This is a genomic window from Enterobacter wuhouensis (assembly GCF_035835995.1).
Taxonomy (GTDB): Bacteria; Pseudomonadota; Gammaproteobacteria; order Enterobacterales; family Enterobacteriaceae; genus Enterobacter; species Enterobacter wuhouensis.
In genome coordinates this window covers 2843996-2868582 of the sequence record NZ_CP142124.1, presented here as the reverse complement: position 1 = coordinate 2868582, position 24587 = coordinate 2843996, and the positions used below count along the sequence as shown (strand labels likewise).

The window sequence follows — 24587 nt, the reverse complement described above, 5'->3', positions numbered from 1 at the left end:
TAAAGCTGTGCTTAATTCATTTTGTAATATAAAACACATAAAGAAAGGCTGGACTTTGTCTGTTAGCTTATTATTTGCTCGAACTGTGCTCGCTAAACGTGCAAAGTGCGATCTTAATCTGAATAACAGGGCCCGGTTATAGGTTTTTTTCAGCCCATTGATGGAAGGCGGTGCTGGCATGATACCCCTGACTAAATGGGCTGCGAGCATGCACTGTGGCAGAAGAGAACGACGACAAAACGGAAGCCCCCACACCCCACCGGCTTGAAAAAGCACGTGAGGACGGGCAGATACCCCGATCCCGAGAACTGACATCCCTGCTGATCCTTATCGTGGGCGTGTGCATTATCTGGCTGGGTGGGGAGTCGCTCGCCCGCAGGCTGGCGGGAATGCTCTCTGCCGGGCTACGTTTTGACCACAGCATGGTCAACGATCCGAATCTGATCCTTGCTCAAATCATCCTGCTGATTAAAGGCGCCATGATTGCCCTGCTGCCGCTGATCGTCGGCGTGGTGCTGGTGGCTATCGTGTCGCCCGTTATGCTGGGCGGACTGGTGTTCAGCGGGAAGTCGCTGCAGCCAAAATTCTCAAAGCTCAATCCGTTCCCCGGCATTGCAAAGATGTTCTCTGCCCAAACCGGTGCGGAGCTGGTTAAAGCGATCCTCAAATCCACCCTGATGGGCAGCGCGGCAGGTTTTTACCTTTGGCATAACTGGCCTGAAATGATGCGCCTTATCAGTGAATCACCGCTCAGCGCCATGAGAAACGCCATGGATCTCATCGGGCTGTGCTCGCTGCTGGTGGTGCTCAGCATTATTCCGATGGTGGGCTTTGACGTTATCTTCCAGCTCTATAGCCACTTCAAAAAGCTGCGCATGTCCCGTCAGGATATCCGCGATGAATATAAGCAGATGGAAGGTGACCCGCACGTGAAAGGGCGTATTCGCCAGATGCAGCGCGCTGCCGCCCGTCGACGGATGATGGAAGATGTGCCGAAGGCTGACGTTATCGTGACCAATCCGACCCACTATTCCGTCGCGCTGCAGTACGACGAAAACAAAATGAGCGCGCCAAGAGTGGTGGCAAAAGGGGCGGGGCTAATTGCGCTGCGCATCCGTGAAATTGCGACCGAAAACCGCGTGCCCATTCTGGAAGCACCGCCTCTGGCACGAGCCTTGTACCGCCATGCCGAGATTGGACAACAGATACCTGGCCAGCTTTACGCCGCCGTTGCGGAAGTCCTGGCATGGGTATGGCAATTGAAGCGCTGGCGTCTGGCCGGTGGTCAACGGCCTGTGAAACCTGAGAACCTCCCGGTGCCTGAAGCGCTGGATTTTTTGAACGAGAAGGACACTGATGGCTAATCTGGTAGCAATGTTGCGCCTGCCGAGCAACATGAAGTCGACCCAATGGCAAATCCTTGCCGGGCCGATTCTGATCCTGCTGATTTTGTCGATGATGGTACTGCCGCTCCCGGCGTTCATCCTCGATCTGCTTTTCACTTTCAACATTGCCTTGTCCATCATGGTGCTGCTGGTGGCGATGTTCACCCAGCGTACCCTGGAGTTCGCGGCGTTCCCGACCATTCTGCTGTTTACAACCCTGCTGCGGCTGGCGCTGAACGTGGCGTCTACCCGTATCATCCTGATGGAAGGGCATACCGGCGGGGCAGCGGCGGGTAAAGTGGTTGAGGCCTTCGGCCACTTCCTGGTGGGCGGTAATTTCGCCATCGGCATCGTGGTGTTCGTCATCCTCGTGATCATCAACTTTATGGTTATCACCAAAGGTGCCGGGCGTATCGCGGAAGTTGGCGCGCGCTTCGTGCTGGACGGGATGCCGGGCAAGCAGATGGCGATCGACGCCGACCTGAACGCCGGGCTTATTGCGGAAGATGAAGCCAAAAAGCGCCGTGCGGAAGTGACTCAGGAAGCCGACTTCTACGGTTCGATGGACGGTGCGAGCAAGTTTGTGCGTGGTGATGCCATCGCGGGCATCCTGATCATGGTGATTAACGTGGTCGGCGGCCTGCTGGTGGGCGTGCTGCAGCACGGAATGGACATGGGCCACGCGGCGGAAAGCTATACGCTGCTGACCATCGGTGACGGCCTTGTCGCGCAGATCCCGGCCCTGGTTATCTCCACCGCGGCGGGCGTGATCGTTACCCGCGTCAGTACCGATCAGGACGTTGGCGAGCAGATGGTGGGGCAGCTGTTCAGCAACCCGCGCGTGATGCTGCTGGCGGCGGCCGTGCTGGGCCTGCTCGGCATGGTGCCGGGGATGCCGAACCTGGTCTTCCTGCTGTTTACCGCCGGTCTGCTGGGGCTTGCCTGGTGGATGCGCGGTCGCGAAACGAAACCGGCCGCGGAGCCTGTGCCGGTCAAAATGCCGGAGAATACCCAGGCCGTTGAGGCCACCTGGAACGACGTTCAGCTGGAGGATTCTCTGGGGATGGAGGTTGGCTATCGCCTGATCCCGATGGTGGACTTCCAGCAGGACGGGGAACTGCTGGGCCGTATACGCAGCATCCGTAAAAAATTCGCCCAGGATATGGGCTTCCTCCCGCCGGTGGTTCACATCCGCGACAATATGGATCTCCCGCCCGCGCGCTACCGCATTCTGATGAAGGGCGTGGAAATCGGCAGCGGTGATGCCTATCCGGGGCGCTGGCTGGCGATTAACCCGGGCACGGCGGCAGGCACCCTGCCGGGCGAGCAAACTATCGATCCGGCCTTTGGCCTCGCGGCAATCTGGATTGAGAGCGCCCTGAAAGAGCAGGCGCAGATCCAGGGGTATACCGTGGTGGAAGCCAGCACCGTGGTGGCGACGCACCTTAACCATCTGATTGGCCAGTTCTCCGCCGAGCTGTTCGGGCGTCAGGAAGCGCAGCAGCTGCTTGACCGCGTGACGCAGGAGATGCCGAAGCTGACGGAAGATCTGGTGCCGGGCGTGCTGACGTTGACCACGCTGCATAAGGTGCTGCAAAACCTGCTCGACGAGAAGGTCCCGATCCGCGATATGCGCACCATTCTGGAAACGCTGGCCGAGCACGCGCCGCTGCAAAGCGATCCGCACGAGCTGACGGCGGTAGTGCGCGTGGCGCTGGGGCGCGCCATTACGCAACAGTGGTTCCCGGGCACCGGCGAGGTGCAGGTGATTGGGCTGGATACGCCGCTTGAACGCCTGCTGCTGCAGGCGCTGCAGGGCGGCGGCGGCCTTGAGCCAGGGCTTGCGGATCGCCTGCTGGCGCAAACGCAGGAGGCGCTGGCGCGCCAGGAGATGCTGGGCGCGCCGCCGGTATTGCTGGTCAACCACGCCCTGCGCCCGCTGCTGTCGCGCTTCCTGCGCCGCAGCCTGAGCCATCTGGTGGTGCTGTCGAATATGGAGCTGTCGGACAATCGCCACATTCGTATGACCGCGACCATTGGAGGCAAATAATGCGCAGGTGGCTGTGGATTTTACTCCTCCCGCTGGCGGCGCAGGCCGCAGGCGAGGGGACATGGCAGGCCAGCAGCATGGGCGTCACTCTTAGCAATCGCGGCGTGGCAATGTCTTCACGTCCGCTGTCGCCGTCGGAACCGGCTTCGGGCCTGATGACCCTGGTGGTCTGGAACTATAAGATGATTGGCCCTACGCCCGCCGGGCTGCGGGTGCGGCTCTGTTCCCAGACGCGCTGCACCGAAATCGACGGTGAAAGTGGCACAACCCAGGGGCTGAACGGCGTCCCTGCCGTTGAGCCGTTGCGCTTTATCTGGGAGGTGCCGGGGGGCGGTCGTTTAATCCCGGCGCTGAAGGTTCAAAGCAATTCCGTCATCGTTAACTACCGCTAACTGCCTGCCTTTTCACCAGCTATCAGGCGAATCTGATGGCTGGCTCGCAAAATTGACCTCACCTTTTGAATCAATAGAAACGCTGTTTTATAAATCAGTGACACGCGTAACGACACTCTTTGCATTTTTGCCATTCACCCCTCGGGGATGGCAGAAACAGAAAGGTATCAACAGGTCGATACTTTTACTGTAGCCGTGTAAAAACTCCCGGACGAGGTTTGCTTACAGGGAGTCTCCCAAAACTGATTAGGGTTGACGGCAATGAAAACACGTAAAATTGGACTCGCAAATTATCTTGCTTATGGGTCGGGCGATTTCCTCGGGGCGGGCACAACCGCGCTGACGGCGGCCTGGCTTTTGTATTTTTATACCACCTTCTGTGGACTCTCACCGATTGAAGCCACCTTCATCTTTGCCGCGGCAAGGGTGCTGGACGCCGTCGTCAGCCCGCTGATGGGCTTTTTGACCGATAACTTTGGAACGACCTGGCTTGGTAAGCGCTTTGGTCGCCGTAAGTTCTTTATCCTGCTGGGTATCCCCTGCGTGTTCAGCTACTCGCTGATGTGGGTAGGGGACATGAGCTTCTGGTACTACCTGCTGACCTATCTGGTGTTTGATATTGTCTACACCATGATTCTGGTGCCGTACGAAACGCTGGTGCCGGAAATGACCGATGACTTCAAGCAGAAAACCAAGTTCTCCGGGGCGCGTATCTCCATGGCGCAGATGTCGGCGATCCTGGCCTCCTTCCTGCCGGGTATCCTGCTGACCCACTTCGGGAAAGACAACGCCATCTCCTTCTTCTATGCCAGCCTGGTCTTCTCCGTGCTGTGCGCGCTGATGCTGACCTTCGTCTGGTTCTTCACCTGGGAGCGCCCGCGCGAAGAGTGGTCCGAAGCGGCGCTGCGTGCGGAAGAAGAGAAGAAGAAGCTGACGCTGGGGCAGAGCCTAAACCGCCTGTTCGTGGAGTTAAGCTCGACGCTGCGCATTAAGATTTTCCGTCAGCATCTGGGCATGTATCTCGGGGGCTACATCGCCCAGGACGTCTTTAACGCGGTCTTCACCTACTACGTGGTGTTCGTGCTGATGCAGGAGGCGTCAATGGCCTCCAACCTGCTGGGCACGATGGCTATCTTCCAGTTCCTGGCCGTTATCGCCATGATCCCGCTGTGCATTCGCTTCGGGCCTGCGCCGTCTTACCGCATGGTGGTGGTGCTGTTTGGCCTGGCGTCAATCTCTTACGCCGTGCTCTATTACGCGGGCCTGAGCGACGTCTACGCCCTGCTGCTGCTGGTTTCTGCTGTTGCCGGTCTTGGTCGCGGGGGTATCAACTACGTGCCGTGGAATACCTACACCTACATTGCTGACGTGGATGAAGTGATCACCGGCCAGCGCCGCGAGGGGATCTTCGCGGGCATCATGACCCTGACCCGTAAGGCGTCTCAGGCCGGCGCGGTGATGCTGGTGGGGATCGTCATGCAGCTTTCCGGCTTTGTGAGCGGTCAGAAAGTGCAGCCTGCGGAAGTAAGCCACACCATCCTGATGATCCTGAGCGTGGGCACGATCCTGGTGCTGTTCTGCGGCTTCCTGGTCTCCCTGCGCTTTAAGCTCAATTTGCAAACCCACAGCACCCTGCGCGAAGAGACCGCCAAAATGCGTGAGTCTGGTCATGCAATGCCCGAGACGGCGACGCCGCAGGCCCGTGCCACCGTTGAGATGCTGGCCGGTATGCCTTTTGATTCCCTGTGGGGCAATAACAACATTGGTTATCTGAATCGCAACAAGCCGGCGGCACCTTCCCTGAAGGATCGCGCGGTACTGAATTCGACATACAACAGAGGTTAAGATTATGAAAGTTTGGCCTGTCAAACATAGCCCGTTACTGCGTCAGCCTGAGCGTTTCATCGCCAGGGATGAGCTGAAGTCGCTGATTCAAAAAGTGACGCATAACCTGGTCAATATTCACGACAAAACGGGGCAATTTTTGCTGCGGCTGGACGACGGACGCGTAATCGATACCAAAGGCTGGGCCGGTTGGGAATGGACGCACGGCGTGGGCCTGTACGGTATCTGGCAGTACTACTGCCAGACCGGCGACGTGGCGATGCGCGACATTATTGACGGCTGGTTTGCCGACCGTTTTGCGGAAGGCGCAACCACAAAAAACGTCAATACCATGTCGCCGTTCCTGACCCTGGCCTACCGCTACGAAGAGACGAAAAACCCGGCGTGGCTGCCGTGGCTGGAAAGCTGGGCGGAATGGGCGATGACCGAGATGCCGCGCACAAGTCACGGCGGTATGCAGCACATTACCCTGGCGGAAGAGAATCACCAGCAGATGTGGGACGACACGCTGATGATGACGGTGCTGCCGCTGGCGAAAATCGGCAAGCTGCTCAATAAACCGGAGTATGTAGAAGAGGCGGTGTATCAGTTCCTGCTGCACGTGCAGAACCTGATGGACCGGGAGACCGGGCTATGGTTCCACGGCTGGAATTACGACGGTAACCATAACTTTGCCAACGCCCGCTGGGCGCGCGGCAACAGCTGGCTGACTATCGTGATCCCGGACTTCCTCGAGCTGGTGGACCTGCCGGAAAACAACGCGGTGCGCCGCTATCTGGTGCAGGTATTGAACGCGCAGATTGCCGCGCTGGCGAAATGCCAGGACGAGAGCGGTTTGTGGCACACGCTGCTCGACGATCCGAATTCGTATCTTGAAGCGTCCGCCACCGCCGGGTTTGCCTACGGCATTCTGAAAGCCGTGCGCAAGCGCTATGTTGGGGCGGAATACGCTGAGGTCGCCGAAAAAGCGATTCGCGGTATCGTGAAGAATATCTCCCCGGAAGGCGAGCTGTTGCAAACCTCGTTCGGTACGGGGATGGGAAGCGATCTGGAGTTTTATCGCCAGATCCCGCTGACGTCGATGCCGTATGGGCAGGCGATGGCGATTCTCTGTTTAACGGAATATTTACGGAAGTATTTCTAATACTCCTCTGTTAGGGCATATGTTCAAAAGCCTCTTTTACAAGGGGCTTTTTTATTTTCAATTGTATTCACCGAATCAATTAATTTATTTGTCTTATTTATGATTAATATACATTGAAATTGATTAGCTAATATATTGGGAAGTGTGACTAAAGCCACAATATCGAATGCCTTTCTGCCGTATTTTTACTTCGCATTAAAAGAAATATCTGATGTCAAATACAAGGAGAAGTATTATGGGTAATATTACTGGTGGTATTTTCATTAAGCCCGCTGTTAATATGAATGCAGAAAAGATGTCTGATGAGCAAATCGATATTTTTCAGCGTGCCTTTGCTGATATTCTTGGCGTTGAGTTCATCCCGTTGATATACGTTGGTTCACAGGTGGTTGCGGGCGTACTTCATAGCTATATTGCATCACGCCGTCCTATCCATCCAGCCTCACAGACAACGCTAGTGAAGGTTGTTATTTACCAGAATCTTGAGCACGTGGTTTCGCTGCACTCAATTGCTGATATTTAACAGGCGTTCTACCCCGCATATGAAATGCAATTAAACAAGGAATAGTATTATGTGGAAATTATCTACTGATATTTGCATCGCAATGGACTCACCCGTAGCTGGTTACGAGAATAATGCGCCAGGGACGAATAAAACCATCCCTCTGTATATAGCTCGAGCCAAATTTAACGGCGGTATTCATCCGGGTAAATTAGTCTACGGTTTCGGTATGCATATTCCCTGGGGAGGAGCGGAACATGTTTGCCGTGAATTTGAAGTGTACGTAGGGCCGGTTAAATGGGTTCGCGTAAAAGGTCATGAAATTCCGCTCGGCGCCGTTCAGGCTGGCCGTGAAGCGGATGGTAAACTGCTTTATGTCGCACGAGCGAATTTCCCGAACGGTCTTTTCCTGGGAAAAGCGGGTACGCATCTGCGTAAGGGTGGCAGCATTAGCTATCAGGGCAAAGAGTGGGATGTGGATGATTACGAAGTGCTTGTAGCCGAGTAATTGCCAGCCAGAAGAAACGTCCGCCCCGTTGAGGCGGACGTTTTTATTACATGCGTTCTACGGTTTCGATACCCAGGGTATCCAGACCCAGCTTCAGGGTCTTCGCCGTGAGCTGCGCCAGCTTCAGGCGGCTGTTGCGCACCGCTTCGCTTTCTGCCGACAGGATAGGGCAGTGCTCGTAGAAGCCGGAGAACAGACCCGCCAGGTCGTACAGGTAAGCACACATCACGTGCGGCGTACCGTCGCGTGCGACAACGGTCAGCGTCTCTTCAAACTGCAGCAGTCGCGCCGCCAGCTGCGCTTCGCGATCTTCGGTAATGCTCACCGTGGCGTTCGCCAGCACGCTTTCGTCGATATTCGCTTTACGGAATACCGAGAGTACGCGGGTGTAGGCATACTGCATGTACGGCGCCGTGTTGCCTTCAAACGCCAGCATGTTGTCCCAGTCAAAGATATAGTCGGTGGTACGGTTTTTGGAGAGATCCGCATATTTCACCGCGCCGATACCGACGGCGTTAGCCAGTTTTTCCAGCTCGTCAGCGGGCATGTCCGGGTTCTTCTCGGCCACCAGACGGCGGGCGCGTTCCAGCGCTTCGTCCAGCAGATCGGAAAGCTTCACGGTGCCGCCCGCGCGGGTTTTGAACGGCTTACCGTCTTTACCCAGCATCATGCCGAACATGTGGTGTTCCAGCGGTACGGAATCCGGCACGTAGCCGGCTTTGCGCACTATGGTCCACGCCTGCATCAGGTGCTGGTGCTGGCGGGAGTCGATGTAGTACAGCACGCGGTCGGCGTGCAGGGTTTCATAGCGGTATTTTGCGCAGGCGATATCGGTGGTGGTATAGAGATAGCCGCCATCCTTCTTCTGGATGATGACGCCCATCGGTTCGCCTTCCTTGTTTTTGTACTCATCAAGGAACACGACCGTTGCGCCTTCGCTCTCTACCGCCAGCCCTTTGGCCTTCAGGTCCGCCACAATGCCGGGCAGCATTGGGTTGTAGAGGCTTTCACCCATCACGTCGTCGCGGGTCAGGGTGACGTTCAGACGGTTATAGGTCAGCTGGTTCTGGGACATGGTGATGTCGACCAGCTTGCGCCACATCTCCAGGAAGTATTGATCCCCGCCCTGCAGTTTCACCACGTAGCTGCGCGCGCGCTCGGCGAAGGCTTCGTCTTCGTCGTAGTGCTTTTTCGCTTCGCGGTAGAAGCCTTCCAGGTCCGCCAGCGCCATCTCGCCCGCGTTTTCCTGCTGCTGCTTTTCAAGGTACGCGATAAGCATGCCGAACTGCGTACCCCAGTCGCCCACGTGGTTCGCGCGGATCACCTTGTGGCCGAGGAATTCATTGGTACGCACGGAGGCGTCACCGATAATGGTGGAGCGCAGGTGACCAACGTGCATCTCTTTCGCCACGTTCGGGGCGGAGTAGTCGATCACAATAGTCTGCGGCTCTGGCTGGGAAACACCTAGACGGTCGGATTTCAGCGCCGCGTCAACGTGGCTTGCCAGGAACGCAGGCTCCAGGAAGATGTTGATAAAGCCCGGGCCGGCAATTTCGGTTTTGCTGGCGATGCCGGTGAGATCCAGATGCGTCAGTACCTGCTCAGCGAGCTGTCGCGGCGGCATGCCCAGTTTTTTAGCCACTGCCATCACGCCGTTAGCCTGATAGTCGCCAAACTGTACTTTTGCTGACTGACGAACCTGAGGTTCGCAATCCGCAGGCGCACCTGCGGCAATCAGTGCCTGACTGACTTTTTCTGAGAGAAGAGCCTGAATATTCACCTGGATACCTTACGTTTTTGCTGCGGGTGAACAACGCCCCGCAGCAGTTAAAGAATTTAGGGCGGGAGTATACTGCAAATGCCCTCTTGCGTCAGCACCGCGGGGGCTGAAGATTGCTCAGAATCCAGGCTAAGAAGGCGTGCATAATCATGCAGTAATAAAATCCAGGATTCAGCGGTTGGTCGAAAGAGGGGAACAGAGTAAATTAGCGGCTTTGCGACACGATAAGAGACTGACTTATGGCGAACTGGCACTCCATTGACGAACTGCATGATATTTCCGCAGATTTACCGCGCTTCAACCAGGCGTTCACAGAACTTGCCACCCGTCTTGGTCTGGATATCGCGCCGCTTGATGCCGATCACATCTCCTTGCGTTGCCACCAAAACGCGACGGCCGAGCGCTGGCGTCGCGGTTTCGAGCAGTGCGGTGAACTGCTTTCTGAGAATATCATTAACGGTCGACCAATCTGCCTGTTCAAACTGCATGTACCGGTGTGCGTCGCGCACTGGCAGTTCACCGTGGTTGAGCTGCCGTGGCCCGGCGAAAAACGCTACCCGCATGAAGGCTGGGAGCATATCGAAATCGTCCTGCCGGGCGAGCCGGACACCCTCAACGCCCGCGCGCTGGCGCTGTTATCTGACGACGGCTTGAGCAAGCCGGGGATTTTTGTGAAAACCAGTTCACCAAAGGGCGAGCGCGAGCGTTTGCCTAATCCGACGCTCGCCGTAACGGACGGACAGGTCACGGTGAAATTTCATCCGTGGACAATTGAACAGATTGTCGCCAGCGAAGCGTAGGTTGTGACGGTACGCTAAGACCGGTCCGGAAGGGCGTGCAATGATGATGTGTTTAGTGGAATTTCAGGAGGATTAAATGGCGCTGCTGGAAATTTGTTGTTACAGCGTGGAGTGTGCCGTAACCGCGCAAAATCAGGGGGCTGACCGCATTGAGCTTTGCGCGGCGCCGAAAGAGGGGGGCTTAACGCCTTCGTATGGCGTGCTGAAATCAGCGCGCCAGGCCGTCACTGTTCCGGTGCATCCGATCGTTCGCCCGCGCGGCGGTGATTTTTGTTACACGGCGGGTGAATTCAGTGCCATGCTTGAAGATATCGCGCTTATTCGCGATCTGGGATTCCCGGGGCTGGTGACCGGCCTGCTGGACGAAGATGGCAACATCGACGTGCCGCGTATGCATCAGGTTATGGCCGCCGCAAAAGGAATGGCCGTCACTTTCCATCGCGCCTTTGATATGTGTAAAGATCCGCTTCAAGCTTTTGATACGCTTGGAGAACTGGGCGTGGCGCGCATTCTGACATCCGGCCAACGGTCGTCTGCGGAAAAAGGATTGAAATTAATTACGGAACTAAAAGCGCATTCCGGTGTTCCAATAATAATGGCAGGCGCAGGAGTGCGCGCCAGAAATCTGGAACTGTTTTTAGACGCGGGGGTTAAGGAGCTTCACAGCTCGGCGGGTAAGTGGATACCGTCACCCATGCGTTATCGCAATACAGGGTTGTCTATGTCGACGGATGCTGAAGCGGATGAGTACTCACGCTACGGTGTAGATGGAGAGTCGGTTGCGGTAATGAAATCGATGATTGATCGTTATCACGTGTAGCAACGTACCGATTTTTACCGCGCATCATGTCGCCCAATATGATGCTTGCTTGTACCAGGCCCCTGCAATTTCAACAGGGGCCTTTTTTTATCCCCCTCACCCTAACCCTCTCCCCATTGGGGAGAGGGGACTGCACGGTGCGGTCTTTATCTCCCTCGCCCCTATGGGGAGAGGGCAGGGGTGAGGGGAAAACTACGGCTTGGTTGCAATCAACACTGCACGCATCGGGGCCGGGTAGCCTTCGATGGTTTTGCCGTGGTCGGCCGGGTCGAGGAACTGCTCCAGCGATTCGGTGATCATCCAGTCGGTGCGGCGCTGCTCTTCGATGGAGGTCACGCTGACATCCGCAATCCGCACGTCAACAAAGCCGCACTTCTCCAGCCAGTTTTTCAGCGCCAGCGCGGAAGGAATGAAATAGACGTTGCGCATCTGCGCGTAGCGATCGCCCGGCACCAGAACGGCATGCTCATCACCTTCAATCACCAGCGTTTCCAGCACCAGCTCCCCGCCGCTGACCAGCTGGTCTTTCAGCTGCCACAGATGCTCCAGCGGGGAACGGCGGTGGTACAGCACTCCCATCGAGAACACGGTATCAAACGCTTTCAGGGCAGGGAGCTGCTCTATACCCAGCGGCAGCAGGTGCGCGCGCTGGTCGTTGCCGAGCAGCTTACGCACCGCTTCAAACTGGCACAGGAACAGCTGCATCGGGTCGATACCCACCGCCAGATGCGCACCCGCGCCAATCATGCGCCACATGTGGTAGCCGCTGCCGCAGCCCACGTCCAGAATGGTACGCCCGGTCAGGTCAGAGAGATGCGGCAAAACGCGATCCCACTTCCAGTCTGAACGCCACTCGGTATTGATATTCACGCCGTACAGCGAAAAGGGCCCTTTGCGCCACGGCATGAGGTTACGCATCAGCGTTTCGATGCGGTTCGTCTGCCCGGCGGAGAGCGGCGCTTCGCTTTCCGCCGTCACGCTGTGCAGCAGATCAAGACGGTGAGGCGTCAGTGCCGGCAGAAACTCCACCGCGTTGGACCACTGCTTGAGCAGCCCATGCTGCTGACCGCGCTGCCAGGTGGCGATTTGCGCAGGCAGGGTTTCCAGCCAGTGGGAGAGGTGATTTTTTGCAATCAGCTGATAGAAGTTGCCGAACTCAATCATGCTGCATCCTCAGCTTTCAGCGCCACCAGAGAGCCAAAGTTAAAGCACTGGAACCACAGCTCGCTGTGCTCAAATCCCGCTTTGCGCAGGCGCGCCTTGTGGGTTTCAACGGAGTCCGTCAGCATCACGTTTTCCAGCATGCTGCGCTTCTGGCTGATCTCCAGCTCGCTGTAGCCGTTGGCGCGCTTAAAGTCGTGGTGCATGTTGAACAGCAGTTCGCCCACGTCAGCGTCTTCAAAGCTGAACTTTTCAGAGAGCACCAGCGCGCCGCCGGGGTTCAGTCCCTTATAAATTTTGTCCAGCAGCAGCTGGCGGTCTTCAGGCACCAGGAACTGCAGGGTAAAATTCAGTACCACCATCGACGCGTTGCCGATCTCGATATCACGAATATCGCCTTCCACCACTTCGACAGGGGTCGGTGCTTTATAGGCGTCAATGTGGCGGCGGCAGCGTTCAACCATGGCCGGTGAGTTATCGACGGCAATGATTTTACAGTTATCCTGACGTACGTTACGACGGATCGACAGCGTTGCCGCGCCGAGCGAGCAGCCCAGGTCATAGACCTGCGTGCCGGGCTGAACGAAGCGCTCAGCCAGCATGCCGATCATCGAGATAATGTTGGAATAACCGGGAACAGAGCGCTGGATCATATCCGGGAAGACTTCGGCTACCCGTTCATCAAAGGTCCAGTCGCCCAGGCTGGCGATAGGCGCAGAAAAAAGCGTGTCGCGATCTGACATAACGTAAAAATCCGGGAAAAATAAAGGGGCGTATTGTGCGCTAACGGAAGGAGAAAACCAACTCCCACGGCATATACCACAGGTTAGCCAGCACCATCAGCAAAAGCGAACACCAGGTTGCGCTCATGCCGGAACGACGCCAGCGGAATAAGCGGTGGTGAAAGCCGTAATAATGCATTAACCGACCGGCAATCAGCAGCAGGCCGCAAACGTGCACCATCCAGGTTTCCGCGCCGTTCATTTCCATAAACAGCAGCAGGATCAGCGCAACAGGGATGTACTCAACCGCATTACCGTGAATGCGAATGGCGCTCTGCAGTTCGGAAAAACCACCGTCACCGTAGGAGACGCGGTACTGCATTCTCAGGCGCACAACGTCGAATGAAAACTTAATCAGCAGTAATGCACCTAACACCGCATACAGCGCGCTGACCATACAAACTCCCTGTTATTTGGCAGATGGCACCTCTCTATGATAGGGGGTGAAATCAGAAAAGAGAAGATTGTTGTGGGATGGATGGGGCGCTGCCCACCGACGGGACCGCAGCCTGCAAGGCATGCCAAAGAGCATCGACCAGTTCAGGCGCGTGTGCGATGTCTGGGGTGTGTAAAAAGAGATACGGCGTGGTGGTTTTCTCCCATTTCGGCAACGTTTGCAGCCAGACGGCGAACATATCCTGATTCTGCTGCATATTGTCGCTGCCGATAAACCTGACCATGGGGTTTTTCGCCGTCACGATGGCGTGTACGGGTACTTTTGGCTTTTTGCGCTGCGCCTCCACGATGGCTTCACTGTGCGGAATGGCGCCGTGCACTGGACGGCTGTCGAGGATGACGCGGTTAACGGAACGTTCGAGCAGGCCGCGGTTGAGCGCTATCTCGGCCTCGCCTTTGGCAAAGAAGTCCTGATGCCGGACTTCAACGCCGTAGGTAAATTCCCGGGGCAGGGCATCCAGAAACTGCCACAGCGCGGGCAAGTCGCGCGGGCCAAAGGTCGCGGGAAGCTGTAGCCAGTATTGACCGATGCGGTTCGCCAGCGGGGACATCCGCGTGAAAAATTCTTCGGTTAAATCATTACAGTTGCGCAGCGCGGCGTTGTGGGAGATGGTCGCCGGAAACTTAAAGCAGAAACGAAAGTCGTCGCGGGTTTGCTCCCGCCAGCGCTCGACGATTTCTGCCCGGGGAAGGGCATACAGCGTGGTATTACCCTCGACGCAGTTAAAGTGTCGGGCATACTCTTCAAGGCTGGTGATGCCAAGGCGCACCCATTTCGGGTGCGACCACTGGGGCAGGCCCACGTACATCATAGGGCGCTTAAAATCTCGTCGGTGCTGCGCACGCGGCCAATGCGCGGGAAGATATGGCTCATGCTGCCCTGATGCTGATCCGCAGAGGCTGCGCTGCAGGCGTCTTCGGCAATCACCAGGTTAAAGCCCAGCTCCCAGGCGTTGCGGGCAGTGGATTCCACGCCGATGTTGGTGGAGATCCCGCAGAGGATAATGGTGTCGATGCCGCGACGGCGCAGCTGCAGCTCCAGATCGGTGCCGTAAAATGCGCCCCACTGGCGTTTGGTCACTTCGATATCGCTGTCGCGTTTGCCGAGCGATACCGGGTACGTCCACCAGTTTTCCGGCAGGGCATGCGCCCCGGCCTGAGCATCGACCGGCTGTTTTAACGCTTCGGCAAAATCAGCGGACCAGCCGACGCGCACCATGATAACAGGCGCACCGCTGGTGCGGCATTTTTCCGCCAGACGGGCGGCGCGGCTGACCACATCATCAGCGGCGTGTGGGCCACCGGCAAAAGGCAGGATACCTTCCTGTAGGTCAATGACCACAAGTGCGGTTTTGGTGGCATCGAGTGTAAACATAGTAACTCCAGTTAAATGAATCGCTTCGGCTACACCTTACGACGTTATGGCCTGTTATCGGTCGGATAATTTTGTTAATTTTTGTGAGAATGCGCAATAAGAGCGCAGCAAACGACCGTCAGGCCGCGCTTCTCTCTTATCGTCCGGCGGAATTTCCAGTATAATAGCCGCCTTTTTTCATCCAGTTGTGACATACAGAAAGCTGCGACATAGTAGCCTGCACATCAGGCAACGTTTAGCCTGCGGCTAATTAAGGGATATCTCATGCGTACAGAATATTGCGGGCAGCTGCGTCAGTCCCACGTCGGGCAGCAGGTTACCCTGTGTGGTTGGGTCAACCGTCGTCGTGATCTTGGTAGCCTTATCTTCATCGATATGCGCGACCGCGAAGGTATCGTTCAGGTGTTCTTCGATCCGGATCGCGCAGAGGCGTTGAAGCTGGCTTCTGAACTGCGTAATGAGTTCTGCATTCAGGTCACCGGCACCGTGCGCGCCCGTGACGAGAAAAACGTAAACGCAGACATGGCGACCGGTGCGATTGAAGTCCTGGCGTCTGACCTCGTTATCATTAACCGTGCCGAAGCGCTGCCGCTGGACTCCAACCACGTCAACACCGAAGAAGCGCGTCTGAAATACCGCTACCTGGATCTGCGTCGCCCGGAGATGGCTCAGCGTCTGAAAACCCGCGCGAAGATCACCAGCCTGGTGCGTCGCTTTATGGATGACCACGGTTTCCTCGATATCGAAACCCCGATGCTGACCAAGGCCACGCCGGAAGGCGCGCGCGATTACCTGGTGCCGTCCCGCGTGCATAAAGGCAAATTCTACGCGCTGCCGCAGTCTCCGCAGCTGTTCAAGCAGCTGCTGATGATGTCCGGCTTCGACCGCTACTACCAGATCGTAAAATGCTTCCGCGACGAAGACCTGCGCGCTGATCGTCAGCCAGAATTCACCCAGATCGACGTAGAAACCTCCTTCATGACCGCCGAGCAGGTGCGTGAAGTGATGGAAGCCCTGGTGCGCGGCCTGTGGAACGACGTGAAAGGCGTTGAGCTGGGCGACTTCCCCATCATGACCTTCGCCGAGGCCGAGCGCCGCTACGGCTCTGACAAACCGGACCTGCGTAACCCGATGGAGCTGGTGGACGTGGCTGACCTGGTGAAATCCATCGAGTTCGCGGTATTTGCCGGTCCGGCTAACGATGCCAAAGGTCGCGTCGCGGCGCTGCGCGTTCCGGGCGGTGCTGCCCTGAGCCGTAAGCAGATCGACGACTACGGTAACTTCATTAAAATCTACGGCGCGAAAGGGCTGGCCTATATTAAGGTAACCGAGCGCGCGAAGGGTCTGGAAGGGATCACCAGCCCGGTGGCGAAATTCCTGAACGCAGACATCGTGGAAGCGATCCTCGAGCGCACCGGCGCGCAGGACGGCGACATGATCTTCTTCGGCGCAGACAACAAGAAAGTGGTCGCGGATGCCATGGGCGCGCTGCGTCTGAAGCTCGGCAAAGACCTGAACCTCACCGACGAAAACAAATGGGCGCCGCTGTGGGTTATCGACTTCCCTATGTTTGAAGACGACGGTGAAGGCGGCCTGACCGCAATGCACCACCCGTTCACCTCGCCAAAAGACATGAGCGCGGCGGAGCTGAAAGCGGCACCGGAAGACGCGGTCGCCAACGCTTACGATATGGTCATCAACGGCTATGAAGTGGGCGGCGGTTCCGTGCGTATCCACAGCGGCGAAATGCAGCAGACCGTGTTTGGCATTCTCGGCATTAACGAGCAGGAGCAGCGCGAGAAATTCGGCTTCCTGCTGGACGCGCTGAAATACGGTACGCCGCCGCATGCGGGTCTGGCATTCGGTCTTGACCGTCTGACCATGCTGCTGACCGGCACCGACAACATTCGTGATGTTATCGCCTTCCCGAAAACCACGGCAGCGGCGTGTCTGATGACCGAAGCGCCAAGCTTTGCCAACCCGGCCTCTCTGGCCGAGCTGGGCATTGAAGTGGTGAAGAAGGAAGAGAAAAACTGATATGGCATATAAGCGTCCCGTTTCTGTCTTAGTTGTAATTTACGCCCAGGACACGAAGCGGGTGCTGATGTTGCAGCGGCGCGACGATCCTGATTTCTGGCAGTCGGTTACCGGCAGCCTGGAAGAGGGGGAGACCGCGCCGCAGGCCGCCGCGCGTGAAGTAAAGGAAGAGGTCACCATTGACGTTGCCTGCGAGCAACTGACCCTGAAGGACTGTCAGCGCACGGTGGAGTTTGAAATTTTTAGCCATTTACGTCATCGCTATGCGCCGGGTATCGAACGCAATACGGAATCCTGGTTCTGTCTCGCGCTCCCCCACGAGCGGGAAATCGTGTTCACTGAACACCTGACCTACCGCTGGGTAGACGCGGCGGATGCTGCCTCGCTGACCAAGTCGTGGAGCAACCGGCAGGCGATTGAAGAATTTGTAATTAACGCTGCCTGAAAAGGCGCGCTCTTTGAGGATATTTTTATGGCAGGTCATAGTAAGTGGGCCAACACCAAACACCGCAAAGCGGCACAGGATGCCAAGCGCGGTAAAATCTTTACCAAAATCATTCGCGAGCTGGTAACGGCTGCGCGTCTGGGCGGCGGCGATGCGGGATCTAACCCACGTCTGCGCGCGGCTATCGATAAAGCACTGTCTAACAACATGACGCGTGACACCCTGAACCGTGCAATCGCGCGCGGCGTGGGCGGTGATGAAGACGCGAACATGGAAACCATCATTTATGAAGGTTACGGTCCTGGCGGTACAGCGGTCATGGTTGAATGTCTGTCTGACAACCGTAACCGTACCGTTGCGGAAGTGCGCCACGCGTTCACCAAAACCGGTGGCAACCTGGGCACCGACGGTTCCGTGGCTTACCTGTTCAGCAAAAAAGGCGTTATCTCCTTCGAGAAAGGTGATGAAGATGTGATCATGGAAGCGGCGCTGGAAGCGGGTGCGGAAGACGTGGTGACCTTCGACGACGGCGCTATCGACGTCTATACCGCGTGGGAAGAGATGGGCGCCGTGCGCGACGCGCTGGAAGCGGCTGGCCTGAAAGCGGACAACGCTGAAGTCTCCATGATCCCGTCCACCAAAGCGGATATGGATGCAGAGACTGCGCCTAAGCTGCTGCGTCTGATCGACATGCTCGAAGACTGCGACGACGTGCAGGAAGTGTATCACAACGGTGAAATCTCTGATGAGGTTGCAGCGACTCTCTAATGAGAGCGTATAAGTCCGTTACGGGAGACGCGTGATGTCGATTATTCTCGGGATTGACCCAGGCTCACGCGTCACCGGTTATGGCGTTATCCGTCAGGTTGGACGCCAGTTAACCTACCTGGGCAGCGGGTGTATTCGCACCAAAGTCGACGATCTGCCGTCGCGCCTCAAGCTCATCTATGCGGGCGTGTCGGAGATCATCACCCAGTTTCAGCCGGACTATTTCGCCATTGAGCAGGTCTTTATGGCGAAGAACGCCGATTCGGCGCTAAAGCTCGGTCAGGCGCGCGGCGTAGCGATTGTTGCCGCCGTGAACCAGGATTTGCCGGTATTCGAATACGCGGCACGCCAGGTAAAGCAGACGGTGGTGGGCATTGGGAGCGCGGAGAAAAGCCAGGTGCAGCACATGGTGCGTACCCTGCTGAAGCTTCCCGCGAACCCGCAGGCCGACGCCGCGGATGCGCTGGCGATTGCGATTACCCACTGCCACGTCAGCCAGAACGCGATGCAAATGAGCGAGTCGCGGCTCAATCTGGCGCGAGGCAGGTTACGATAATGGTAAATCAGGCTGGATAAACATCCAGCCTTTTTTTATTATGTCGCCAGTCAAAAAATTTTCAGAACGCAGGAGCGTCACGTGATAGGCAGACTCAGAGGCATCATCATTGAAAAACAACCCCCGTTAGTGCTGCTGGAAGTGGGTGGCGTGGGCTATGAAGTCCATATGCCGATGACCTGCTTCTACGAGCTGCCGGACGCGGGCAAAGAGGCGATTGTCTTTACCCAGTTTGTCGTGCGTGAAGATGCCCAGCTGCTGTACGGCTTCAACAACAAGCAGGAACGCACCCTGTTCCGCGAGCTGATTAAAACCAACGGCGTCGGGCCGAAGCTGGCGCTGGCGATTTTGTCCGGCATGTCTGCGCCACAGTTCGTGAATGCCGTTGAGCGCGAAGATCCCGCGGCGCTGATTAAGCTTCCGGGCATCGGTAAGAAAACCGCTGAACGTCTGATCGTCGAAATGAAGGACCGCTTTAAGGGCTTACACGGCGATCTGTTCACGCCGGCTGCCGATTTGGTACTGACCTCGCCAGGCGGCCCTGCAACGGATGATGACGCCGAGCAGGAAGCGGTTGCCGCGCTGGTGGCGCTGGGCTATAAACCTCAGGAGGCCAGCCGTATGGTGAGCAAAATTGCCAAACCGGACGCCAGCAGTGAAACTCTGATTCGTGAAGCGCTGCGCGCTGCATTGTGAGGTAAAGGATGATTGAAGCAGACCGCCTGGTATCGGCAGGCACCCTTCAGGCAGAAGACGTGGTGGATCGTGCGATCCGCCCGAAGCTGCTTGATGAGTATATTGGCCAGCCGCAGGTCCGTTCCCAGATGGAAATCTTCATCCAGGCGGCCAAGCTGCGCGGCGATGCGCTCGATCACCTGCTGATTTTCGGCCCGCCGGGGTTAGGCAAAACCACGCTGGCGAATATCGTCGCCAATGAAATGGGCGTGAACCTGCGCACCACCTCCGGTCCGGTGCTGGAGAAGGCGGGGGACCTGGCGGCGATGCTGACCAACCTTGAGCCTCACGACGTGCTGTTTATCGATGAGATCCACCGCCTGTCGCCGGTAGTAGAAGAAGTGCTTTATCCGGCAATGGAAGATTACCAGCTGGATATCATGATTGGCGAAGGCCCGGCGGCACGCTCCATCAAAATCGACCTGCCGCCGTTCACCCTGATTGGTGCCACGACGCGCGCCGGGTCGCTAACCTCTCCGCTGCGCGACCGCTTCGGCATCGTTCAGCGCCTGGAGTTTTACCAGGTGCCCGACCTTCAGCATATCGTTGGCCGCAGTGCTCGCTATATGGGGCTGGAGATGAGCGAAGAGGGCGCGTTTGAAGTGGCGAAGCGTTCCCGCGGAACGCCGCGTATTGCCAACCGCCTGCTGCGCCGCGTGCGTGACTTTGCCGAAGTGAAGCATGACGGCACGATTTCCGCTGAGATCGCAGCCCAGGCGCTGGATATGCTGAACGTGGATGCGGAAGGCTTCGACTATATGGATCGCAAGCTGCTGCTGGCCGTGCTGGATAAGTTCTTCGGCGGCCCGGTCGGGCTGGATAACCTGGCGGCGGCTATCGGTGAAGAGCGAGAGACGATTGAGGACGTGCTGGAGCCGTATCTGATCCAGCAGGGCTTCCTGCAGCGTACCCCGCGCGGGCGCATGGCAACGGTGCGGGCGTGGAATCATTTCGGCATAACTCCGCCCGCAATGCCATAAAAAATGCCGGGTGGCGGCTACGCCTTACCCGGCCTACAATTTGGCCTTTGTAGCCCCGGTAAGCGAAGCGCCACCGGGGACATACCCGCTACTGTGCGGTCTTCTTCATCATACTGAAGATAAACAGCGCCGCCGCACACAGCACCACCGACGGACCCGCAGGCGTGTCGTAAAACGCCGAGAAGGTTAACCCACCCGTTACCGCAATCATTCCGATAATTACCGCCACACCCGCCATCTGCTCCGGCGTCCGTGCAAAGCGACGGGCCGTGGCCGCAGGTATAATCAGCAGTGAGGTGATGATCAGCGCCCCGACAAACTTCATCGCTACGCCGATGGTTAACGCCGTCACCAGCATCAACAGCAGCTTCACGCGCTGGAGCTTCACGCCGTCGACAAAGGCCAGATCGGGGCTGACGGTCATCGCCAGCAGGTTACGCCACTGCCAGAGCAGAATGCCAAGCACCACCGCTACGCCAATGGCGATCGAGATCAGATCTTCCGGCGTAACGGCAAGCAAATCGCCAAACAGGTAGGCCATCAGGTCAACGCGGATGTTGGACATCAGGCTCACCACCACCAGACCCAGCGACAGGGCGCTGTGCGCCATAATGCCAAGCAGCGTGTCTATCGCGAGGTGAGGGCGTTTTTCCAGCCAGACCAGCCCCCCGGCCAGCAGCAGCGTGACCACGATAACGGCATAGAACGGGTTGACGTTCAGCAGCAGGCCAAAGGCCACGCCGAGCAGAGACGCGTGCGCAAGGGTATCGCCGAAATAGGACATTCTGCGCCAGACCACAAACGAGCCAAGCGGGCCCGCGGCGCAGGCAAGCATAATCCCGGCCAGCCAGCCGGGCAGTAACAGTTCAATCATGAGCGTCCATTTCCCCGGCGCAGGACAATTCGTCCCTGTAAATCGTGGCGGTGATTGTGATTATGGCGATAGATGCCAAGCTGCTCGGCGCCGCGATGTCCAAACATAGAGATAAACTCCGGATGCATCGAAACGACTTCGGGCGTACCCGAACAGCAGATGTGATGGTTAAGGCACAGCACTTCGTCGGTTTTCGCCATCACCAGATGCAGATCGTGGGAAACCATCAGGACTGCGCAGTTAAGCTCGCAGCGCAGCTGGTCAATCAGATCATAAAGCGCGACTTGGCCGTTAACGTCAACGCCCTGCGTAGGTTCGTCCAGGACCAGCAGCTGAGGGCTGCTTAGCAGCGCCCGCGCGAGCAGCACGCGCTGCGTTTCACCGCCGGAGAGCTTCTGTAAGGGTGCGTCCATCAGATGACCCGCCTGCACGCGCTTAAGGGCAGGGAGAATGTCTGCTTTGCGCGTGCCGGGGCGCAGGCGCAGAAAGCGGCTGACCGTCAGCGGCAGGGTGGCATCCAGATGGAGTTTTTGCGGCACATAGCCGATTCGCAGTTTTTCTTCGCGTTTGATCACACCTTCATCAGGTGCTACCAAACCCAGAACCACGCGCACCAGCGTGGATTTACCCGCGCCGTTCGGCCCGAGCAGCGTCAGAATTTTGCCGGGTTTCAGATCCAGCGAGACGTCAGAGAGGACGCGGCGCTGGCCGAATGACACCGAAATATTTTCAAGAGTAACCAAAGTCGTCATGTCAATTTAAGCTTGCAGAAGTCAACGAATGTTATAATATCACATTCACCGAACTTATTACGATGATTAGTCGCATTATGTTACATAAAAATACGCTTCTTTTCGCAGCATTATCCGCTGCCCTTTGGGGTACAACAGCACAAGATGTTAACGCCGCTGTTGTCGCTTCGCTTAAACCGCTTGGATTCATTGCATCCGCCATTGCAGATGGGGTGACGGAGACGCAGGTTCTACTGCCGGATGGCGCTTCTGAACACGATTATTCTCTGCGTCCGTCCGACGTAAAACGCTTACAAAACGCGGACTTAGTTGTGTGGATTGGTCCGGAGATGGAAGCGTTCATGCAAAAATCGGCGAAACAGGTGCCCGATAAAAAACAGGTCACTATCGCCGAGCTTTCGGGCGTGAAGCCCTTGCTCATGAAAGGGACTGACGACGACGGTGATGAGCATGACCACGACCACGCTCATGCCGAAAAAGGTGACGACGATCACCATCATGGCGAGTACAACATGCATCTCTGGCTCTCCCCAGAGATAGCAAGGCTTTCGGCGGTTGCAATCCATGACAAATTAGTGGAACTTATGCCGCAAAGTCGAGCCAAACTTGACGCCAACCTGAAAGATTTTGAGGCACAATTAGCCGCAACCGATAAGCAGGTGGGTAACGAGCTCGCGCCGCTGAAAGGAAAAGGGTATTTCGTTTTTCATGACGCCTACGGCTATTACGAAAAACACTACGGCCTGACCCCGCTGGGGCATTTTACCGTCAACCCTGAAATACAGCCTGGTGCGCAGCGTTTACATGAGATCAGAACACAGTTGGTTGAGCAAAAAGCAACGTGCGTTTTTGCTGAGCCACAGTTCAGGCCAGCGGTCGTAGAAGCCGTGGCCAGGGGGACTTCCGTGCGCATGGGAACCCTTGACCCGCTAGGTACGAACATCCAGTTGAGCAAAGCGAGCTATTCGCAGTTCCTCAGCCAACTGGCGAACCAGTATGCGAGCTGCCTGAAAGGAGATTAACGAGGAAGTGGATACGTGCAACAGATAGCCCGCTCTGTCGCCCTGGCATTTAATAATCTGCCTCGACCCCATCGCGTCATGCTGGGGTCGCTTACAGTTCTCACCCTAGCGGTCGCCGTCTGGCGGCCCTATGTTTACCACCCGAGTTCTGCCCCCATCATCAAAACCATCGAGCTTGAGAAGAGCGAAATCCGCTCTTTGCTGCCGGAGGCCAGCGAGCCTATCGATCAGGCCGCGCAGGAAGATGAAGCGATCCCGCAGGATGAGCTGGATGACAAGATCCAGAACGAGGCGGGTATTCATGAGTATGTTGTTTCCACTGGCGATACGCTGAGCAGCGTCCTTAACCAGTACGGCATCGACATGAGCAACATCAGCCAGCTTGCAGCCTCCGACAAAGAGCTGCGTAACCTGAAAATTGGTCAGCAGCTCTCCTGGACCCTAACCGCAGACGGCGACTTACAGCGCCTGACGTGGGAGATGTCGCGCCGCGAAACCCGCACCTACGATCGCACTGCAAACGGTTTCAAAATGACCAGCGAAATGCAGCAGGGCGACTGGGTTAACAGCGTAATGAAAGGCACCGTTGGCGCGAGCTTCGTTTCCAGCGCGCGTGATGCGGGCCTGACCAGCGCCGAGATCAGTTCGGTGATTAAAGCCATGCAGTGGCAGATGGACTTCCGCAAGCTCAAAAAAGGCGATGAGTTCTCCGTACTGATGTCCCGTGAAATGCTGGACGGCAAGCGTGAGCAGAGCCAGCTGGTCGGCGTTCGTTTGCGTTCCGATGGCAAAGACTACTACGCCATTCGCGCGGAGGACGGCAAATTCTACGACCGCAGCGGTACGGGGCTTGCGAAGGGCTTCCTGCGCTTCCCGACGGCAAAACAGTTCCGCGTCTCGTCCAACTTTAACCCGCGTCGACTGAACCCGGTCACCGGCCGCGTTGCGCCGCACCGTGGCGTTGACTTCGCGATGCCGCAGGGTACGCCCGTGCTCTCCGTTGGCGATGGCGAAGTGGTAATGGCAAAACGCAGCGGGGCGGCGGGATACTATGTGGCCATTCGTCACGGTCGTACGTATACCACCCGTTACATGCACCTGCGTAAGCTGCTGGTTAAGCCGGGTCAGAAAGTGAAGCGCGGTGACCGCATTGCGCTTTCCGGTAACACCGGACGTTCTACCGGCCCGCACCTGCACTATGAAGTGTGGATCAACCAGCAGGCGGTAAACCCGCTGACGGCGAAGCTGCCGCGTACCGAAGGGCTGACGGGTAAAGATCGTACTGATTACCTGGCGCAGGTCAAAGAGGTGATGCCGCAGCTGCGCTTCGACTAAGCCACTCATCTGTCGAATCGAAAGCCGGTGCCCGCGAGCGCCGGCTTTTTCTTTTGTGCCTGAGCGCCTGCCTCGCTACACTA

The 24587-nt window shown here is 57.0% G+C and carries 25 protein-coding genes; 17 read left to right on the top strand and 8 right to left on the bottom strand.

The window, feature by feature from the left end; genetic code table 11:
- Positions 1-215: 215 nt before the first annotated feature.
- The 7 genes from flhB to VPX56_RS13780 all read left to right on the top strand — a co-directional run bounded on the left by flhB (position 216) and on the right by VPX56_RS13780 (position 7826).
- Complete coding sequence (flhB, locus tag VPX56_RS13810) at positions 216-1364, top strand: flagellar biosynthesis protein FlhB (protein WP_131632251.1); 1149 nt, start codon at positions 216-218, stop codon at positions 1362-1364.
- Entirely contained in the window at positions 1357-3435 is a 2079-nt protein-coding gene (gene flhA / locus VPX56_RS13805) for a flagellar biosynthesis protein FlhA (RefSeq protein WP_326467019.1), read from the top strand. Before flhB ends, flhA begins: the two co-directional genes overlap by 8 nt.
- Positions 3435-3827 (top strand): flagellar protein FlhE, encoded by a 393-nt coding sequence (gene flhE, locus VPX56_RS13800; RefSeq protein ID WP_326467017.1) that lies wholly within the window; start codon positions 3435-3437, stop codon positions 3825-3827. The genes flhA and flhE overlap by 1 nt, the downstream gene beginning before the upstream one ends.
- 261 nt (positions 3828-4088) lie before the next feature.
- Positions 4089-5672 (top strand): MFS transporter, encoded by a 1584-nt coding sequence (locus tag VPX56_RS13795; protein WP_263610139.1) that lies wholly within the window; start codon positions 4089-4091, stop codon positions 5670-5672.
- Positions 5673-5676: 4 nt separating this feature from the next.
- Entirely contained in the window at positions 5677-6816 is a 1140-nt protein-coding gene (bglB, locus tag VPX56_RS13790) for a beta-galactosidase BglB (protein WP_326467015.1), read from the top strand.
- A gap of 235 nt (positions 6817-7051) precedes the next feature.
- On the top strand, positions 7052-7339 hold the full coding sequence (locus VPX56_RS13785) for a hypothetical protein (RefSeq protein WP_131632256.1): 288 nt from the start codon (positions 7052-7054) through the stop codon (positions 7337-7339).
- A gap of 49 nt (positions 7340-7388) precedes the next feature.
- Positions 7389-7826, top strand: a complete 438-nt coding sequence (locus VPX56_RS13780) for a DUF3421 domain-containing protein (RefSeq protein ID WP_263610136.1) — start codon at positions 7389-7391, stop codon at positions 7824-7826.
- Between the two features lie 46 nt (positions 7827-7872).
- On the opposite strand, the gene argS is transcribed toward VPX56_RS13780, so the two are convergent.
- Complete coding sequence (argS, locus tag VPX56_RS13775; RefSeq protein WP_263610135.1) at positions 7873-9606, bottom strand: arginine--tRNA ligase; 1734 nt, start codon at positions 9604-9606, stop codon at positions 7873-7875.
- Positions 9607-9845: 239 nt separating this feature from the next.
- Between argS and VPX56_RS13770 the strand changes: the two genes are divergently transcribed.
- Positions 9846-10406: a VOC family protein gene (locus VPX56_RS13770; RefSeq protein WP_326467011.1), complete on the top strand. Its 561-nt coding sequence runs from the start codon at positions 9846-9848 to the stop codon at positions 10404-10406.
- A 76-nt stretch (positions 10407-10482) separates the two neighbouring features.
- Entirely contained in the window at positions 10483-11226 is a 744-nt protein-coding gene (cutC, locus tag VPX56_RS13765) for a copper homeostasis protein CutC (RefSeq protein ID WP_326467009.1), read from the top strand.
- 192 nt (positions 11227-11418) lie between these two features.
- Here the strand turns inward: cutC and cmoB are convergent, their stop codons facing one another.
- Genes cmoB through VPX56_RS13740 form a run of 5 tightly spaced genes read right to left on the bottom strand, consistent with a single transcriptional unit; the run spans position 11419 to position 15000 of the window.
- Positions 11419-12390, bottom strand: a complete 972-nt coding sequence (gene cmoB, locus VPX56_RS13760) for a tRNA 5-methoxyuridine(34)/uridine 5-oxyacetic acid(34) synthase CmoB (RefSeq protein ID WP_326467007.1) — start codon at positions 12388-12390, stop codon at positions 11419-11421.
- Positions 12387-13130 carry a carboxy-S-adenosyl-L-methionine synthase CmoA gene (cmoA, locus tag VPX56_RS13755; protein ID WP_326467005.1) on the bottom strand — a complete coding sequence of 248 codons (744 nt, stop codon included), beginning with the start codon at positions 13128-13130 and terminating at the stop codon, positions 12387-12389. Before cmoA ends, cmoB begins: the two co-directional genes overlap by 4 nt.
- 40 nt (positions 13131-13170) lie before the next feature.
- On the bottom strand, positions 13171-13566 hold the full coding sequence (locus tag VPX56_RS13750; protein ID WP_131632263.1) for an MAPEG family protein: 396 nt from the start codon (positions 13564-13566) through the stop codon (positions 13171-13173).
- Between the two features lie 52 nt (positions 13567-13618).
- Entirely contained in the window at positions 13619-14437 is an 819-nt protein-coding gene (locus VPX56_RS13745) for a DUF72 domain-containing protein (RefSeq protein ID WP_263610131.1), read from the bottom strand.
- A complete protein-coding gene (locus VPX56_RS13740) occupies positions 14434-15000 on the bottom strand; it encodes a hydrolase (RefSeq protein WP_326467002.1) in 567 nt (188 codons plus the stop codon). Before VPX56_RS13740 ends, VPX56_RS13745 begins: the two co-directional genes overlap by 4 nt.
- A 264-nt stretch (positions 15001-15264) precedes the next feature.
- Between VPX56_RS13740 and aspS the strand changes: the two genes are divergently transcribed.
- The 6 genes from aspS (at position 15265) to ruvB (ending at position 20521) form a co-directional block, all read left to right on the top strand.
- Positions 15265-17037, top strand: a complete 1773-nt coding sequence (gene aspS, locus VPX56_RS13735; protein WP_326467000.1) for an aspartate--tRNA ligase — start codon at positions 15265-15267, stop codon at positions 17035-17037.
- A 1-nt stretch (position 17038) separates the two neighbouring features.
- The gene (gene nudB / locus VPX56_RS13730; RefSeq protein WP_131632267.1) at positions 17039-17482 is read left to right on the top strand and encodes a dihydroneopterin triphosphate diphosphatase; all 444 of its coding nucleotides are present in this window, start codon (positions 17039-17041) and stop codon (positions 17480-17482) included.
- A gap of 27 nt (positions 17483-17509) precedes the next feature.
- Complete coding sequence (locus VPX56_RS13725; protein WP_040075122.1) at positions 17510-18250, top strand: YebC/PmpR family DNA-binding transcriptional regulator; 741 nt, start codon at positions 17510-17512, stop codon at positions 18248-18250.
- Between the two features lie 34 nt (positions 18251-18284).
- On the top strand, positions 18285-18806 hold the full coding sequence (ruvC, locus tag VPX56_RS13720) for a crossover junction endodeoxyribonuclease RuvC (RefSeq protein WP_003859749.1): 522 nt from the start codon (positions 18285-18287) through the stop codon (positions 18804-18806).
- A gap of 81 nt (positions 18807-18887) precedes the next feature.
- Entirely contained in the window at positions 18888-19502 is a 615-nt protein-coding gene (gene ruvA, locus VPX56_RS13715; protein ID WP_023312236.1) for a Holliday junction branch migration protein RuvA, read from the top strand.
- An 8-nt stretch (positions 19503-19510) separates the two neighbouring features.
- Positions 19511-20521 (top strand): Holliday junction branch migration DNA helicase RuvB, encoded by a 1011-nt coding sequence (ruvB, locus tag VPX56_RS13710; RefSeq protein WP_131632268.1) that lies wholly within the window; start codon positions 19511-19513, stop codon positions 20519-20521.
- Between the two features lie 88 nt (positions 20522-20609).
- Here the strand turns inward: ruvB and znuB are convergent, their stop codons facing one another.
- Together znuB and znuC are read right to left on the bottom strand one after the other, a co-directional pair.
- Entirely contained in the window at positions 20610-21395 is a 786-nt protein-coding gene (gene znuB / locus VPX56_RS13705; RefSeq protein WP_131632269.1) for a zinc ABC transporter permease subunit ZnuB, read from the bottom strand.
- Positions 21392-22147, bottom strand: a complete 756-nt coding sequence (gene znuC / locus VPX56_RS13700) for a zinc ABC transporter ATP-binding protein ZnuC (RefSeq protein WP_263610128.1) — start codon at positions 22145-22147, stop codon at positions 21392-21394. Before znuC ends, znuB begins: the two co-directional genes overlap by 4 nt.
- A gap of 77 nt (positions 22148-22224) precedes the next feature.
- On the opposite strand from znuC, the gene znuA reads away from it, so the two are divergent.
- A complete protein-coding gene (znuA, locus tag VPX56_RS13695; protein WP_263610127.1) occupies positions 22225-23169 on the top strand; it encodes a zinc ABC transporter substrate-binding protein ZnuA in 945 nt (314 codons plus the stop codon).
- Between the two features lie 15 nt (positions 23170-23184).
- Complete coding sequence (gene mepM / locus VPX56_RS13690; protein WP_131632271.1) at positions 23185-24504, top strand: murein DD-endopeptidase MepM; 1320 nt, start codon at positions 23185-23187, stop codon at positions 24502-24504.
- Positions 24505-24587: the final 83 nt, after the last annotated feature.

What these genes read in the sequence shown, in the direction of transcription:
- flhA (WP_326467019.1), top strand. Translation starts at nt 1,357, where the DNA reads ATGGCTAATCTGGTAGCAATGTTGCGCCTGCCGAGCAACATGAAGTCG.
- flhE (WP_326467017.1), top strand. Translation starts at nt 3,435, where the DNA reads ATGCGCAGGTGGCTGTGGATTTTACTCCTCCCGCTGGCGGCGCAGGCC.
- VPX56_RS13795 (WP_263610139.1), top strand. Translation starts at nt 4,089, where the DNA reads ATGAAAACACGTAAAATTGGACTCGCAAATTATCTTGCTTATGGGTCG.
- bglB (WP_326467015.1), top strand. Translation starts at nt 5,677, where the DNA reads ATGAAAGTTTGGCCTGTCAAACATAGCCCGTTACTGCGTCAGCCTGAG.
- VPX56_RS13785 (WP_131632256.1), top strand. Translation starts at nt 7,052, where the DNA reads ATGGGTAATATTACTGGTGGTATTTTCATTAAGCCCGCTGTTAATATG.
- VPX56_RS13780 (WP_263610136.1), top strand. Translation starts at nt 7,389, where the DNA reads ATGTGGAAATTATCTACTGATATTTGCATCGCAATGGACTCACCCGTA.
- VPX56_RS13770 (WP_326467011.1), top strand. Translation starts at nt 9,846, where the DNA reads ATGGCGAACTGGCACTCCATTGACGAACTGCATGATATTTCCGCAGAT.
- cutC (WP_326467009.1), top strand. Translation starts at nt 10,483, where the DNA reads ATGGCGCTGCTGGAAATTTGTTGTTACAGCGTGGAGTGTGCCGTAACC.
- cmoB (WP_326467007.1), bottom strand. Translation starts at nt 12,390, where the DNA reads ATGATTGAGTTCGGCAACTTCTATCAGCTGATTGCAAAAAATCACCTC.
- cmoA (WP_326467005.1), bottom strand. Translation starts at nt 13,130, where the DNA reads ATGTCAGATCGCGACACGCTTTTTTCTGCGCCTATCGCCAGCCTGGGC.
- VPX56_RS13750 (WP_131632263.1), bottom strand. Translation starts at nt 13,566, where the DNA reads ATGGTCAGCGCGCTGTATGCGGTGTTAGGTGCATTACTGCTGATTAAG.
- VPX56_RS13745 (WP_263610131.1), bottom strand. Translation starts at nt 14,437, where the DNA reads ATGATGTACGTGGGCCTGCCCCAGTGGTCGCACCCGAAATGGGTGCGC.
- VPX56_RS13740 (WP_326467002.1), bottom strand. Translation starts at nt 15,000, where the DNA reads ATGTTTACACTCGATGCCACCAAAACCGCACTTGTGGTCATTGACCTA.
- aspS (WP_326467000.1), top strand. Translation starts at nt 15,265, where the DNA reads ATGCGTACAGAATATTGCGGGCAGCTGCGTCAGTCCCACGTCGGGCAG.
- nudB (WP_131632267.1), top strand. Translation starts at nt 17,039, where the DNA reads ATGGCATATAAGCGTCCCGTTTCTGTCTTAGTTGTAATTTACGCCCAG.
- VPX56_RS13725 (WP_040075122.1), top strand. Translation starts at nt 17,510, where the DNA reads ATGGCAGGTCATAGTAAGTGGGCCAACACCAAACACCGCAAAGCGGCA.
- ruvC (WP_003859749.1), top strand. Translation starts at nt 18,285, where the DNA reads ATGTCGATTATTCTCGGGATTGACCCAGGCTCACGCGTCACCGGTTAT.
- ruvB (WP_131632268.1), top strand. Translation starts at nt 19,511, where the DNA reads ATGATTGAAGCAGACCGCCTGGTATCGGCAGGCACCCTTCAGGCAGAA.
- znuB (WP_131632269.1), bottom strand. Translation starts at nt 21,395, where the DNA reads ATGATTGAACTGTTACTGCCCGGCTGGCTGGCCGGGATTATGCTTGCC.
- znuC (WP_263610128.1), bottom strand. Translation starts at nt 22,147, where the DNA reads ATGACGACTTTGGTTACTCTTGAAAATATTTCGGTGTCATTCGGCCAG.
- znuA (WP_263610127.1), top strand. Translation starts at nt 22,225, where the DNA reads ATGTTACATAAAAATACGCTTCTTTTCGCAGCATTATCCGCTGCCCTT.